This is a genomic window from Aporhodopirellula rubra, assembly GCF_014192335.1.
GTDB lineage: Bacteria > Planctomycetota > Planctomycetia > Pirellulales > Pirellulaceae > Rhodopirellula > Rhodopirellula rubra.
Genome location: NZ_JACHXU010000022.1, coordinates 83,539 through 98,601 on the forward strand (window position 1 = coordinate 83,539; position 15,063 = coordinate 98,601).

Consider the following 15,063-nt stretch of genomic DNA (forward strand, 5'->3'; position numbering starts at 1 on the left):
TTGAGTATCAGATGATGGATCAACAACGACGCACTGAGCTATACGAATTGTGTGAGGCGGTGCGGGAACAGACCGTGACCGACTCACAATGGACGCGATTGCAAGAACTCGTCGCTGATGATGAGAGTCGCGAGTTTTGCGTTGACTACATGATGATGGCCTCACACCTCGGCGAGGTGCTGGAGGGACATGACGCCACGTCCAAAGAATACACGAGCGCGGCCGGGCAGCAGACATTGGATGCCCTATTCCAGCGAGCAAATGCAGGGCACGGAGAAACGATTGTTCGGTCGAAGCAACGCTCTTGGTCAACGGTTCTCGTCTACGCGACCGCAATGTCGCTCGTGTTGGCAGGATTCTGGTGGGGTGGTTTTTCTAGCCGCAGATCCGTTTCGAATGCCTTCGCAACCGTCACGAATTTGTCGCACTGCAAATGGGGAACGAGCACATTGCCGACCCATCCCGGTGCTCGTTTGACGGGAGGTGAACTGGAACTGCTCGAAGGTCTTGCCAAGATCGAACTGGACAACGGCGTGAAATTGTCGCTCGAAGGTCCGGTGTCACTTCGACTGGTCTCACCGACGCAGTGCGAGGTCGCGACGGGATTGTTGTTGGCCGTGGTGCCAGGACCTGAAATCGGCTTCACGGTTCTCACCCCAACGAGTGAAGTCTTAGACCTGGGGACGGAATTTTCGGTGCGAGTCGAAGAGAGTGGTCGCACGGGAGTGCGTGTTTTGTCCGGTGAGGTGGATGTTACCAACCGGTCATCCGGAGCGTCGCAACGACTCATTGAGAATCAGATAGTCAGTGTCAACGCGACGCAACTCGATCGATCCGACGAAGCCATGGAAGTATCTATTTCCTCGCAAGATCCGCGGGTTGAACCGTTGCAAGAGTCCACGACCCGATTGATAACGACGGCCCAAGGTCGCGGGCAAGATGCATTTGTTTGGCGGGAACGTAGCAGTGGTTATGAGTCCGATCAGATGTTGTTGCTAAAGCACTGCGTATCGCATCGTCCCGAGTGGGATCGCAAGGTTTATGTTTCGTTCGACGTGAGCTCTGCCAAAGATCTCGAAATCAACTCTGCTGAACTGCGTTTCACCCTCGTCCCCAGTGAACTCGGGTACGTGACACGGCAAAAAAATGCGGTTTGTCGTGTTTATGGAATCATCGACGAGTCACTCGACGATTGGAACGAACTATCGATCAATTGGCGAAACGCCCCCGCGAATGCTTACGCGGCAGACGCGGTTGATCCAAACCTAACTCGCGCGCTGGGATCGTTTGTAATCCCACAAGGCGTTCAAACCGGATCCGTGGGACTGAAGAGCGATTCGATTCGCGAGTTCATCGAATCAGACACCAACGGCGTCATCACGCTCATCATCGTTCGGCAGACCCGCGAAGACCACTGGGATGGTGGTGGGTTGGTACACGCATTCGCAAGTAAAGAACATCCCACCGCATTCCCTCCTGCCATTCGTTTGGTAGGTCGTCAATCGAGCTCAACGGCTGAGTAGCCATTGTTTTTTAGTGTTGTCTTTCTGTTTTTTGTCCCTTATTGGTATCGGAGTAATCCTATGAAGCGAAGAGCGTTTACGTTAGTCGAGTTGTTGGTGGTGATCGCCATCATCGGCGTCCTGGTTGGCCTGCTGTTACCCGCCGTTCAAGCGGCCCGAGAAGCGGCTCGTCGTATGTCATGCAGCAATAATTTCAAGCAGCTCGGGTTGGCAATGCACAACTATCATTCTGCTTACGATCGCCTCCCGTCCAACGGAACGGGCACTGGTATCGAGTCCTCGGGACTCGTTAATCAGCGACGTCTCGGAGCGATGGCGGGCTTTCTGCCGTTTTTCGAACAGCAGGCAATTTGGGAACAATTGTCGAATCCGCATCAACCGGAGGCGGGAGAAACGCCCGCTCAGCCGACTATTTTGACCGCCAACGGATCGTGGCCTGCCTTCGGCCCACGGGTTTGGGAAGATCTGGATATTTACGATCCTTGGCAAACCGAAATCCCAACGCTGCGTTGCCCCAGTGACCCGGGAACCTTACCGACCGGTAACGGCATGACGAACTACGCGTTCTGCCATGGCGATGCGATTCTGCGGGTTGGTTACAACTCCACCAACGCGTTCTTAGACCGAGGTGCATTTCGAGGCATGTTCCGTCCGCAAGTCGCAGGACGTTTTCGTGACGTGCTCGACGGGTTGGCAAACACGGTCGCGATGGGTGAAATCGCAACCGATCTCGGCGATCGCCAAATCAACGGTTCAGTCGTCAACAAGTCTCATCTCGGAAACAGCGCCGCGTTAGGAACCAGCGGAAAACTCTGTCTCGACGTTGCCGATCCACAACGTCCACAGTTTGTCGATGATTCGGTGCCGTTGTGGAACACCGGTGGTGCATCTCGAGGTGCCCGGTGGTTCGATAGCTTCTTGATGATTAACGGTTTTACGACCGTCCTGCCGCCCAACTCGCCTACCTGCCCGTTGGACTGGGGCGTGGCATGGCAATCAGGGATCTACAGTGCCGGCAGCCGGCACCAAGGCGGTGCTCATATCTTAATGGCAGACGGCAGCGTCACGTTCATCACAGACTCAATCGAAGCGGGCAACACCGAGGCAGACAGCATCTCGAAGAACTACAACAACGTTGGGCAGCAAAGTCCGTACGGTGTTTGGGGGGCTCTCGGAACGCAAGCAGCCAAAGAGACCGTTTCTCTCCCATAGTTCCGCATCTGATACGAGTCGTTACGAACGCCTCGATAGAAATGACCGCCGCCGGTACGCGCCCTCGTATCGGAGGCGAATGGATCGATTTCCGAATCGGATCATCGTTTCGACCGACTCAAATGGTCGGAATCCGGGTCGTGCATGGATTCTCCGATGCACCTCCGAACAAAAACATCTCTATCCCGACTGACGCAGCGAGTTCCTCACCAAAAAACTTCCTCCACAAAACGCAAGCAGTTCCTGAAAATGTTTAACCGAAATCGCACCATTACCATCATCGCCGGCTGTCTCGTGCTTTGCGTTCTGTCCGTCCACACGGGATGCTCGCGTGATACCACCGCTCGCAAGCTCGATACACCCGAAGGTGTTGATTGGGACGCCATTAAAGCTCAAAACGAATCTGATAACGCCGGCGCAGCGAAGGCGACCGAGTAATCTCTACGACCTTTTAGAGTGTTTCAGCCAATGACGAAGGTTATCAATAGTAGCTACGTTCGCCAGAGCGTGATCCACCGTCGGGCGACGGTGGCTACAACCAATAGGAAATGCTCTAACCCCACATCCCTCTGCCCCTCAATCGTTTGGACGGATCCCATTCCGATTAGCCCTCCAAAATCGCATCTCCATGAAATACCTATCCCTCTCCATCATTCTCACCTGCCTGACGATGCTCTCAGTCGTCAAGGCAACTGTTGCAGTTGGCGAAAGTGACCGACCGAACATCGTGTTCATCTTGACCGACGACCATCGTGCGGACGGTTGGAGCGCAGCAGGAAATGAATTGTTGTCGACTCCGAATCTCGATCGAATCGCGAGTCGCGGAACACGATTCGAAAACGCGTTTGTCACGCTGGCGATTTGTTCGCCTAGCCGTGCGGCCTGTTTGACGGGGCGTTACGGCAGCAAGAACGGCGTCACCGCGGTTGGAATCGTAACGATCAACGATGGCGCGGCGACCTTCGCTGACGCACTTCGTGATTCGGGTTACGCAACCGGCGTGACAGGGAAATGGCACCTGAAGACGAAGCCGGAACAATGCGGCTTCGAGTTCATTTCGACATGTTGGGCCAATGGACCTTGGTACGATCGCCAGTTCAATATTGATGGCGAATCCAAGAAGATGCCTGGGTTTGTCGATGATGTGACGGCGGCCGAATCGATTCGGTTTATGCAACGGTCCGTGGTGGACGAAAAGCCGTTCGCCCTCTGGATGTGCACGCAGGTTCCACACATGGACCACAAGCACACGTGGCCGGCGGAACAGAAGTATCTTGACGCTCACGACGCAGAAGCGATGCCGCTGCCGAAGACCTGGAATGATGACTTGTCCGGGAAGCCGGAGTATCTCAAAACGTCTCGCAATCGAACCCAAGCGTTGCATTACGGATACGATTCGCCGGAGAAGATTCAGGGACACACTCGCGATTACTACGCCAGTGTCGAACAAATGGACCGGGCGATCGGCCGCGTTCTCGATGAAATCGACCGACTCGGCGTGCAGGACGACACTTGGATCCTCTTCGTAGGCGACAACGGATGGCTGTTGGGTGAACACGGCATGACCAGCAAAGTGCTGCCGTACGAAGAATCGATGCATGTGCCGATGGCGATCGCGGGACCACGAACCATGGCCAAGGTCAGCGATGCGTTGGTGCTGAACATCGATCTCACGGCAACGATTTATGAACTCGCGGGCTTGCCGGTTCCAAAATCGATGGACGGTAAGAGCCTTTTGCCGATTGTCGAGAACGACTCGCCGTCGGATTGGCGAACGAGCTTCCTGTACGAAGCCCCCACGCCTCAATTAGGCAGCCAGCCATTGTGGGCCGTCCGCGATGATCGATGGAAATATGTCGAAACGCATCCCGACGGTAGTGCCGACGGCGTGTTCAAGGAACTGTACGATTTGCAATCCGATGCAATCGAACAGACGAACCTCGCTGAGAATCCCGAATACAGCGAAAAGGTTCAGGCACTCTCCAAGCAATTGCAGCAACAACGTGCTGGGCTCGAATCGAACGCGGTTCAGTTGACTGCCCGGAATCGTATGAAAGCACCTTCGGAATCGGGCGACATTCGCACTGATATCCTTCTCAGCGGCGTTTACCCACACCTGACCACCTATGGAATCTACAGTCAAAACGGCGGTCATTACAAATCAGGGCACAACGAATGTGGCATCGGTGCGATCGTTCCCTGGGCGGGCAAACTATGGATGGTCAATTATGCACCGCATCAGCCCAAAGGTAGCGAGCACAAACTATTTTCGGTTGACCCGGATCTCACGCAACCGTTGACGATTCATCCCGAAAGCGTTGGCGGGACGCCTGCCGGTCGAATGATCCATGAGGAGTCGAACCAGCTCCTGATTGCTCACCACTTGATCGATGCTGAAGGGAATGTTCGCACAATTTCGCCTAATGACATGCCGATGAGAGTCACCGCGATCGCGCGACACCTGAAAGATCCTGAAAATATGGTTTACTACATCGATATGGAAGGATCCATCTGGGAAGCCAACGTTCATACACTCGCGGTGTCGCGGTTATTTAAAAAGCCAGTGCCGGGATGGCATGGAAAGGGTGGATACACCTCACAGGGTCGGCTCGTTGTATCGAACAACGGCGAGTTGCACGTGGGAGATTACGGGGATGTCTTGGTTGGCGGGAAAGCTCGCAACGAGGAAGAACGTGGCGTGCTGGCGGAGTACGACGGCGAGAACTGGAACATCGTCGAGCGCCGTCAATTCACGGAGGTCACCGGGCCACGCGGTATCACCGGTGGTAGCGATGGCGACGATCCGATTTGGACGATGGGATGGGACCGTCGATCGGTACGTCTGAAGGTTCTCGACCAAGGTAAATGGCACACTTACCTGCTCCCCAAGGCCGCGTACTGCAACGACGCTCGCCATGGATGGTACACGGAATGGCCGCGGATCCGCGAAATCACCGATGGCCGTTGGATGATGGACATGCACGGGATGTTCTACGAATTCCCTAAAACGTTTTCCTCTCAGAACTCGGCCGGCATCAAACCGATCGGCAGTCACCTCCGATACGTTCCAGACTTCTGCGAATGGAATGGCAAGCTCGTATTGGCGAGTGACGAGACCAGCATTCAGGGCAACCCTCTCGCCGGACAACCGCAGAGCAATTTATGGTTTGGCGAATTTGACGATCTGAAATCATGGGGCCCCGCGTCGGCCTACGGTGGTCCGTGGATTGAGGACTCGGTAGCAGCGAATACTCCATCGGATCCGTTTCTCGTCTCCGGTTTCGATCGACGTGTTTTGCACTTGGCGGTCGGTAAATTGTCACCGGTCACTGCGCAAATTTTGCGTGCATCGGACGAGCAGACGATTCACGGGTTACCACCCGAACTCGCGAAACTCCCCCGCGTCTCGATTCCGCGCGGAAATTGGCGTGAGCCCGCACCGGGGTTCGAGTTCAACGTCGATATCGCTGTGAATGTTTATCTCGCAGTGGACAAACGAGGTGATCCAAAGCTGCCTTCGTCGTGGCGTCTCACCGATCTCGACGTGACCTGGGGCAGCAACCATGACGACCGAGTCTACGTGCGACAGTTCTCCGCTGGAACGGTTTCCATTCCCGCTAACGACATCGAACACAGCAAAGGTGCGTATGGCATGCCCCACCTCGCGTTTGTTCAGTCGCCCGATGGTGAAACCGTTTCGATCACGGCAGAGGGGCTGGCCACCGTCTCGGAACCAGCAACGCAGGAACCGAAATCGGAAACATCAACCGATCCCGTCGTATTCACCTTGCAGGTCGATCGTGACGGCAACGGCGAGTGGACAAGCCTCGGCGAGGTTCGCGTCGGCGACGACGGCTACGTTGCTCATCCACTACCAAACGATCTCGATGCAGTGTGGCTCCGGTTAGTGACGAATCGTGACTGCATCGCGACCGCGTTCCTGCACCAGACAACGAGTCGCTTTGTCGATGGAGCATCGGCCGAGAACCAAGCGTTGTTCGCGGGATTGGCCGATGTCGAAGATGTGAACGCGACATCAGCCCTAATCTACCCGGCCCAACGCAATCGAAACCTTCGAGTCATCGCCGACGACAAGATTGAGCTCGAATTTACGAAGGAAGGGTTCGATTTCGTTGCGACCGAACCGGACACGAATTTGCAACGTCGGTTGCACGTCGAGCCGGAATTCACGGTCGACGACGCTTCGGTAATTGTGTCGCATCACGGGAAGAAATTTCGGTTACCGAAGGGACACGTCGCGTACGACCGCCCATTCCGATCGGGAAGCCCACGCGATCTCCGCGAGGTCGAGTCAGAGCGTATCCTGGCCAATATTCACGGTACGTTCTACGAGTTGCCGTTGGTAACCAATGGAGCCCCGCCGGCATGGAATCAAGTTCGCCCGGTGTCGAGCCACTCCAAGCAGATCACGGACTACTGTTCGTGGAACGGGTTGCTCGTCCTCGCCGGTGTGAAGCAAGACGTATCGGATGACGAACACGTCTTCGCCGCGGCCGATGGCACCGCTTCGTTGTGGTTCGGCGGCGTTGACGATCTTTGGAAGCTCGGCAAACCCGTCGGTCAAGGCGGTCCGTGGAAAGACTCCGATGTTCAAAACGGCAAGCCTTCGGATGCCTATTTGATGACCGGCTACGATCGCAAATCGCTAACACTGCAACACGATCGCACGGAGCCAGTTGGCTTTACCATCGAAGTTGACATCAATGGCGACGGACTCTGGTGCCCGCTAGACCACGTCGAAGTCAAGCCCAGCGAAACGTTGCAGTATTCGTTTGCCGATGGTTTCTCCGCGAGCTGGGTGCGTTTGGTTTCCGACGCAAATTGCCAAGCGACTGCAACGTTCACGTACGAATGAGAGATAACCGAATCATTGTCCTCGGTTCCGCTGAGGGCAAACGGGTAAGGCAACCACCGGGCGAAATGGTTTTGTTCGGTGGGAGCCAGCCTGACTCACGGTATCATTCTTCGATACTCGTTATCGGCTCAGCTTTGAGAAGCCGACGATCAGCTCACCACCCCGTGTCTCACCGATCAGTTTGCCGGCGAAATTTTGCTCGGTGAGACCGGCGGACTCTCCTTCGAAGACGAGTACCAGACCTTGATCGTGTTTTTCCGTCGTTACGACCAGACTTCCTCGGCCAAAGTCGACCTCCTCCGCAGCGCCATATCGAAGGCTGCCAAAGTTCATGTCCGTCTGAGCGTCGAAGCCTTCCTCTGAGTGCACCAGAATTCGTATTTCAGCAGTTTGAGATGATATCGGTGAATCGTTCTGGACGCTGAGACGTTTGTGGACGACCAATGGAATGATCAAATTCTTCGAGCTGTGTTGGTCGTTGGCGTAATCCTGTCGCTTGACCGTATCGATCGCCGCGAGCGAAAGATGCGTGGCACGACCGAATTCATCTTGCAGGACGTGTGGTCGCTCGAGCTTATGCCAACGCGTGCGGGTGCCGTCTTCGTACGTAGTACAATCGGGCGTGTATGCCAATCCCGTGTCGCACTTCCAGTGTATCCCGTCGGGTGACCTGAGATAGATCGCACGGTAGTTTAAAAAGGCATTGATGATTTGATGGAACTGAACCTCATCCCGCCACATGACAGGATCTTCATAATTGGAATGGCGGTATCGATCGGGAATCGATTTGTTGTTTTGCACCACGTCGCTGAGGACTTGGTAGGGGCCGAGCAATCCGTTGGTGCTGTGAATCATGCGTCCAAATTTCGATACAAACAACATGCTGCCGTCGTCGAGTTGCACACCTGATAAATTGCGTTGCACCTGATACTCACGGTTGTCGCCAAGAGACTCGGCGTCGTACTCGACACTCATTTCACCCACTACCTCCCACGGACCACGCATGGATTTCGAACTCAGTAACGTAGGTTTCCAGTGGATGAGCGAGTAAAGCAGGTAGGTGCCGTCGTTGAGTCGAACGACATCGGCGTTATGTCCGTGCCCGTCCTGATACGCGTAGGCGGTTTCCCCGGTCGGGCGGTACGGGCCCGTTGGTTCGTCCGCAACGGCATGAACCACGGTGGACGCCACCCATTCCCAGTGACCTCGCAGCGCGGCTTCGGGCCAGCGTACGACGAGCATGTGATACTTTCCATCGTCATCCTTAACGGGACGCCCACCCCAGTAGGACCACTCTGGATGTTCGATTCCGTTATTGGGATCACGTGGCAAAACTTCCTCGGCCCCCCACAGGTCTCTGCGTAATTCCGTGTGAATCGGCATCGGCAAAATTAGATCGCTGAAGGACGCACCACGCATCGCTCGGACTCGCCCTGACGCGGTGTTTGATGGTTCGCTCTCGTTTCCGCTGTGGTCGATTGCGCGAACAAAGTACGTGTTCCGTTCGCCTTTAACAGGGGTGATGTCAGTGAACGTGTTTTTGGTAACTCCCGTGGCCAACGCAATTGAATCAAGTTCGTCGTTCGTTTTTCGATAAACGGAGAAGGAGGCGACATCCTCATCATCGCATTCCCACGCCAATTCGATTTCCGCATCCAATGACACCGCATCGAACAGTCGAGGGGCGGGTGGTGGTTGCGAATCGAGACGTCTCGCGGTCGCCAACGGGGACGCGGCAGACTCAACGCCATCCAATACGCGGGTGACGATGTAGCTGTACTGAATGCCGTTGACGATCGATTCATCGAGAAACCGGTGCGTTTTGTTCGCCGAACCAAGCAGCGTGAACTTCTTTGCGTCGGACGATCGTCGGTAGACTCGATGTTCGGCATCCGCGAAATTTCCGCGCGGTGACCATGTTAACGTGATGCCGGATTCATCCGCTGTAGCGTTTAACGCGGACGGTCCCGCGCTTGCCCTATCGAGAACACGGAGGTTAACGTCATCCAGGGAAACAGAAATCGGTGCGGTGGTTCGCAGGCTAATACGAACAAACGGCATTCCCTGATCTGCATCATCGGCGGTTACTTTGTAATCACCTGAATAGAAATCCGCCGGCGCCGCACCGCCGTTAACCGGAACATCGTCCGCCAATAATCGAACGTGATCACCGAACACCAAACTGAACGATACGAACGCGGGGATCTCGTATCGAGCATGTGCGGTGAAGCGATACTCGAAAACATCGCCCACGAGCGGTTTCGAATAGGTGGGAATGTTGTCGAGTTTGCGTGACTCGACAACCGTGATCTCATTGCCGGCACTTCGGAATTCTCCCAACGCAACCCCCGCGATGTGGTTCCCCTTCGTCAATTCAGCGTTGACGGTCCAGCATGGAGAAGAATGCGTTTGCCATCCTGGAACCAAATCAAAGTTCCCATCGTTCACATTTTCGTTGGGCGGATTCTCTCCGAGCAAAACAATGTCCGCATGGGTGGATGAGATGCTGAAAACGAACGCGGCAACGATACTAAGAAATGATCGAATGGCGGGGCGGCGAATGGAGCTAGGACACATTGGAATTCGTCGTGATTGCTGTCGAGTAAAAATGCACACTTCGCTCCGAGCGGAGCGGCCAATCGTTGTCGTGAGACGCCGCTCACCTGATGGCGAACGCACCAGACGAGCATCTCTACCGTTGATCACGCTGATCGGCCGAGGATTGGAATCGCGATCGGACGCCAGAGAATACAGTATTCGCGACAGACGACTTACTTACGCACGAGAATGTAGGAACGAACCCAATCGTAGAGCGTGCTGCTTTGATTTTCGTCGTTGAGCATTTCATCCGTTGGCTGTCCTGGTTCCCAATCGTAGGTTTCGGTAACCAAGTGCATGTACATCGGGCGGGCGAAGGGCAGCGGGTTGTAATCCGTTGCCGGTTTAACGGTGAACAGGTATTTGCCGTCGTAGTAGAAACGCATTGTGTTCGGATCGATCCACCAAACGCCGTAGGTGTAAAAAAAATCCGCGGTGTTTTCAATTTTTGCCCGCTCATCACGAGGAGCGCCCACGCTCACGTTCGGCGGATCGCTGCGGCGACTGACGTTCACCTGATAATGCGTATTGGCATGGAACTCTCGGTTCCAACTCGGCGTTTTGGTTGGCGCACCGATAGTCTCGATGATGTCGAGTTCTTGTCGATGACTTTCATTCACCATTGATCCGTCTTCTTTGATGTAGCGGACGGACTGTGGAAGGTTTTTCAACCAAAACGTCGACGACATCGGAGTACGCGACGCTTTCATTCGGGTCTCGTAGTAGCCATACCAAGCTTGATCGCTTTTCGACGCGACGGCGCCACCGGCGAGTGTGTATTTGTCGCCCGGTTTTCCGTCATTGCCTTCCGACGGAATCAACCGACGATTTCGAATCCGCAAAAAACCTTCTCGCACCGAAACGGTGTCCGCTTTGAACGTTGCCGGTGGCCGTCCGTTCTGCCAATAGGGACTCTTGTCGTACCACTTGCGTTGATCGAGTGAATCCCCCTCAAACTCGTCAGTAAACGTGGGATTCACCGCCCACTGGAATCCCTCGGGCGGCGCGGGCAATGTCTTCATGTGTTCGATTGCCAACTCGTACGGCGAACCGTCGGAAGTCTGATTGCGAATATTCGCATTGACGACAGCCATCAAGAGCAGTGGCAGCATCGTGAGGTGAGACAGAATCATGGAACTGGGGCTCTCAGAGTGGGGATTGATGGAGTTGGCATAAACGTTGTATCCGTGCTGCTTTGTTCGATGGACTCGGCGTTGATGCCGAGTTGGTGCGTCAGCGAATCGCTAGGCTTCGATCTCGTATCCTTCTCGGTACGGTCGGCTCATCATGCTGGCGGCCAAATCGTCACCAACAATCATCTCGGTTGATTGATCCCAGTGGATCGTTCGGCCTAGACGGCAACAGATGCCGGCGAGATGGCAAACATTGAGCATCTTCATGTGCGAGTGCACATCCGAAATCGGCAACGTCCGGTGCTCGATCGAATGAACGAAGTTCGCCCAGTGTGCCGGTCGATCGTTTCCGACAATTGGCATGCCGCGATAGACTTTGTTGATCGCATCTTCGGGCAACGGATTGTCCGCGAGTTCCTCAATCGGTGCCCCGACGAGTTTCCCACGGTTGACAAAAATCCGTCCGCGTTCGCCGTCAAAGAGGATCCCGTTATCGACATCGTGCCGCACATTCATTGTGACGTCACCATCGGCAAACGCGACATTGAGGTCGAACGCGCGGGCGGTGTTGTATCGGTTGTGTTGAACGGGCATGCCGTCTTTAAATTCGACGTCGTGATGGGCTGTTCCGCCAACCGAGACGGGGTCGTTGTTCTGCCCTGCCGCTGCGATGCCCAACATCGCGATATCGATGTGGTGTGCGCCCCAGTCGGTCAGCTTGCCACCAGAATGCTCATACCACCAACGAAAATGGGTGTGCCCGTTGGTGTACTTTCGATCGACGCCGGGTTTCGGGTCGGCCATGTAGCGATATTCCATCACGGGAGTCGGCCCCAACCATCGGTCCCAATCGAGTTCCTTTGGAACCGCTGCGACGGGAATCTCAGGGCTCCAACCGCCCGCGTCGATACCGACGATGATCCGCTTCAGTTTGCCGAGTCGTCCATCCGCAATCACAGCAAGGGCTTTGTTGAACAAGTTGAAACTGCTGCGTTGCTGTGTTCCGACTTGCACGACGCGTCCCGTTTCCTTCTGCACTTTTCGAATCAATTTGCCTTCGTCGATCGTGAGCGTCAAAGGTTTTTCGCAATACGCGTCTTTCCCGGCACGCATTGCCTCAATAAGGATTTTGGTGTGCCAATGGTCCGGCGTGGAAATCTGCACCACGTCGATATCGTCACGTGCGAGTACCTCACGGTAGTCGCTGTAGAGATCCGCCTTACCGTCGCAAAGCAAATCGTTTCCGTACGCTAAGTGCGAAGAGTCGACGTCACAGAGCGCGACCAAGTCGGCGAACTCTTTGCCGACGGGGGCGGTACGTGTTCCGTTGCCTCCGACACCGATCAACGCGAATCGCAACCGTTCGCTTTTTGATTGTGCCGATGCACGACGTGCCGTGAACGTGTAGGGAACGGTGACTGCCGCGGCGGCCGCGCTCGCATAAGTAAGAAATTGGCGCCGATTGCCGGTCACGCGTTTTACGCTTTTCATCAGGAGACTCCTCCGCTGAGCGTGACAACCAAGGGTCAACGCGGTGCGGGAACTGAGGTGGGATGTGGGGAAGGTTCGTGGCGAGACCGCAAAGTCTTCACGTGCGTTTCCCTAGTCTCTGCTAGAACTGTCAAAAGATCAATGATTGATCGTTAACAAGATTGCAGTTGAGTTCTGTTGCGAGGTCTATTGAGCTAGCGAATGTTTGTCTGTCATCTCGCTCCAGCGGTCTATGGATTAAGCAAGCAACATATGCATGGCGCGTCAGACATGGTGGCCGTTTAGGAATACGATTTCGCCTATGATCGAAGTGGTAACGTAGAAACCAATCTACGATTGGACTCGATCACCTTTGAAGAACCGTTATGCGTCCATCTGACGCAGCCCTAAAATTCCTCACGAATCATATTAGGATCCATCGCATGCAACACATGCAAAGCATTCGCGAAGAATGAGTTGCACGCCAGATGACTCATTCGATGCCCGTTGTTTGGTCCTATGCTGTTTAGCCGAATACTCCTGTCTCTGATTCCCCACCCGTTTTGTCTTCGAGAATTCTTATGATGCGTCTTGTCGTCGGATTGTTATCGTCCACGCTGTTTTGCGTCGTTGCCGCCTCGGCCGCGGAAAAGCCAAACATCATTCTGTTGTTCGCGGACGACATCAGTGCGCGGGAGTTGCCGCCTTATGGCTCCTCCGTATGGAGTCCGCCCGAAGGTGGCGATACCAGCGACATGAAGTACCGTGCGAAAACGCCCGTGCTGAATCGGCTCGCCGAGGAAGGATGTTGGGTGACGACTGCTTGGGCGACGACGGTCTGTTCGCCGAGTCGTGCCATGATGATGACGGGCCGGTATGCCCATCGTCACAAATGGTGGACCAACGGTGATATCGGCGAAGTGCAACGACGCGACGGCGTTTATGAGAAGTGGCCGTTGTACGAGAGTTCGCCGCTGCAAATCGGACACATCGCCCGACAAGCGGGCTATGGGACCTACTGGGCAGGAAAGACGCAGATGGTCGGCGACTTGCAAAAGTTTGGATTCGACGAAGGCTGCTTCACGCCCGGCAATCTGTCCGACAAAGACAACCCGTACACTGATTTCAAACACACGTATGTCAATCGAGAGGGGCAACGGGTCCTGCTCAATGTCGACACAGGCGAACCAGCGGACACGTACATGCAACACGGTTGGTACTGGTATCCGCACGTTAGGTTGATGAATCACCCTGACTCAGATCAAACGTTTCAGTGGTGGCCCAACACGCCGGAATCACGCGAGAGTTTTGGACCGCACACATACGGGCCCGACGTCGAGTTGGAGTTCGTGTTCGACTATATGGATCGGCAACATGCCGCGGACGCACCATTTTTCATCTATCACTGCTCGCACCTCGGCCACGACGCATTTGATTGGTTCCATCCAGACGTCAACACAAAGTGGCCGGGGGCGCCGATCGTAAAATGGGACGGTAGTGCGTACGAGCGTGTGGAGCCCCAGATTTCGGGCGACGAGGGTGTGTATGACACGCACGGCACCGTTTCGGAACCGGGGATTCACAACCACGTGAACTATCTCGATTATCAGATGTGGTTGTATCGAAAGAAGCTCGACGAACTTGGGATCGCCGACAACACCATTGTCATTTTCTGCGCCGACAACGGCACCAGCGGTTACGGGAAGCATCAATCCGATCGCCAAAAGGGCACTCACGTTCCGCTGATTATCTACGCCCCGGGGATGACGAAGCAGGGGCGGCAAGACATTCTCGTTAATCTCGCGGACTTTTTGCCAACAATTGCGGAGATCGTCGGCGTTGAGATTCCCGCAGATTATCCAATCGATGGCGAATCGCTTTGGCCCTTCTTGACGACCGATAAGACGACGCACCGCGACTGGATCTACGCCTACCGCGGTGCTGATCAACTCATCCGTAGTCAATACCTGATGCGTGACGGTTGGGGACGTTGGTGGGACGTGCGTGAACAACCCGAAGACTTGATCAGTTATCCCCAAATCGATGACTGGAACGATGCTCTCGAACTTCATCGCAGCGAGCGCGAGCGGCTGATGAAAATCATGGCACCGTTTGATATGCATGCCACCGAGCACGATGCTCCCGGAACACCGCCCAATCCGAACGCTGTCCGAGGCAAAAAATCCAAGTCGAAAAAGACGAACAAGTCGGTTAAATAGCGTACGCGTTAACCGTAACGGGACGACGTGGT

8 protein-coding genes are annotated in these 15,063 nt (G+C 54.9%); 5 read left to right on the forward strand and 3 right to left on the reverse strand.

Annotated features, from left to right (window positions below):
- Positions 1 to 11: 11 nt before the first annotated feature.
- The 4 genes from FHS27_RS24015 (at position 12) to FHS27_RS24030 (ending at position 7,611) form a co-directional block, all read left to right on the forward strand.
- The gene (locus FHS27_RS24015; protein ID WP_184307784.1) at positions 12 to 1,523 is read left to right on the forward strand and encodes a DNRLRE domain-containing protein; all 1,512 of its coding nucleotides are present in this window, start codon (positions 12 to 14) and stop codon (positions 1,521 to 1,523) included.
- Between the two features lie 60 nt (positions 1,524 to 1,583).
- Positions 1,584 to 2,735 carry a DUF1559 domain-containing protein gene (locus tag FHS27_RS24020; protein ID WP_184307786.1) on the forward strand — a complete coding sequence of 384 codons (1,152 nt, stop codon included), beginning with the start codon at positions 1,584 to 1,586 and terminating at the stop codon, positions 2,733 to 2,735.
- A 249-nt stretch (positions 2,736 to 2,984) separates the two neighbouring features.
- Entirely contained in the window at positions 2,985 to 3,173 is a 189-nt protein-coding gene (locus FHS27_RS24025; protein WP_184307788.1) for a hypothetical protein, read from the forward strand.
- 190 nt (positions 3,174 to 3,363) lie between these two features.
- Positions 3,364 to 7,611 (forward strand): sulfatase-like hydrolase/transferase, encoded by a 4,248-nt coding sequence (locus FHS27_RS24030; protein ID WP_390854418.1) that lies wholly within the window; start codon positions 3,364 to 3,366, stop codon positions 7,609 to 7,611.
- Positions 7,612 to 7,731: 120 nt separating this feature from the next.
- Here FHS27_RS24030 and FHS27_RS24035 read toward each other — a convergent pair whose 3' ends face one another.
- The 3 genes from FHS27_RS24035 to FHS27_RS24045 form a co-directional block, all read right to left on the reverse strand.
- Positions 7,732 to 10,188 (reverse strand): hypothetical protein, encoded by a 2,457-nt coding sequence (locus tag FHS27_RS24035; protein ID WP_184307791.1) that lies wholly within the window; start codon positions 10,186 to 10,188, stop codon positions 7,732 to 7,734.
- 194 nt (positions 10,189 to 10,382) lie between these two features.
- Positions 10,383 to 11,342: a family 16 glycosylhydrolase gene (locus FHS27_RS24040; RefSeq protein WP_184307793.1), complete on the reverse strand. Its 960-nt coding sequence runs from the start codon at positions 11,340 to 11,342 to the stop codon at positions 10,383 to 10,385.
- Between the two features lie 111 nt (positions 11,343 to 11,453).
- The gene (locus tag FHS27_RS24045) at positions 11,454 to 12,833 is read right to left on the reverse strand and encodes a Gfo/Idh/MocA family protein (RefSeq protein ID WP_184307795.1); all 1,380 of its coding nucleotides are present in this window, start codon (positions 12,831 to 12,833) and stop codon (positions 11,454 to 11,456) included.
- A gap of 560 nt (positions 12,834 to 13,393) precedes the next feature.
- Between FHS27_RS24045 and FHS27_RS24050 the strand changes: the two genes are divergently transcribed.
- A complete protein-coding gene (locus tag FHS27_RS24050) occupies positions 13,394 to 15,031 on the forward strand; it encodes a sulfatase-like hydrolase/transferase (RefSeq protein WP_184307797.1) in 1,638 nt (545 codons plus the stop codon).
- The last annotated feature ends 32 nt before the right edge of the window (positions 15,032 to 15,063 follow it).

What these genes read in the sequence shown, in the direction of transcription:
- FHS27_RS24015 (WP_184307784.1), top strand. Translation starts at nt 12, where the DNA reads ATGATGGATCAACAACGACGCACTGAGCTATACGAATTGTGTGAGGCG.
- FHS27_RS24020 (WP_184307786.1), top strand. Translation starts at nt 1,584, where the DNA reads ATGAAGCGAAGAGCGTTTACGTTAGTCGAGTTGTTGGTGGTGATCGCC.
- FHS27_RS24025 (WP_184307788.1), top strand. Translation starts at nt 2,985, where the DNA reads ATGTTTAACCGAAATCGCACCATTACCATCATCGCCGGCTGTCTCGTG.
- FHS27_RS24030 (WP_390854418.1), top strand. Translation starts at nt 3,364, where the DNA reads ATGAAATACCTATCCCTCTCCATCATTCTCACCTGCCTGACGATGCTC.
- FHS27_RS24035 (WP_184307791.1), bottom strand. Translation starts at nt 10,188, where the DNA reads ATGTGTCCTAGCTCCATTCGCCGCCCCGCCATTCGATCATTTCTTAGT.
- FHS27_RS24040 (WP_184307793.1), bottom strand. Translation starts at nt 11,342, where the DNA reads ATGATTCTGTCTCACCTCACGATGCTGCCACTGCTCTTGATGGCTGTC.
- FHS27_RS24045 (WP_184307795.1), bottom strand. Translation starts at nt 12,833, where the DNA reads ATGAAAAGCGTAAAACGCGTGACCGGCAATCGGCGCCAATTTCTTACT.
- FHS27_RS24050 (WP_184307797.1), top strand. Translation starts at nt 13,394, where the DNA reads ATGATGCGTCTTGTCGTCGGATTGTTATCGTCCACGCTGTTTTGCGTC.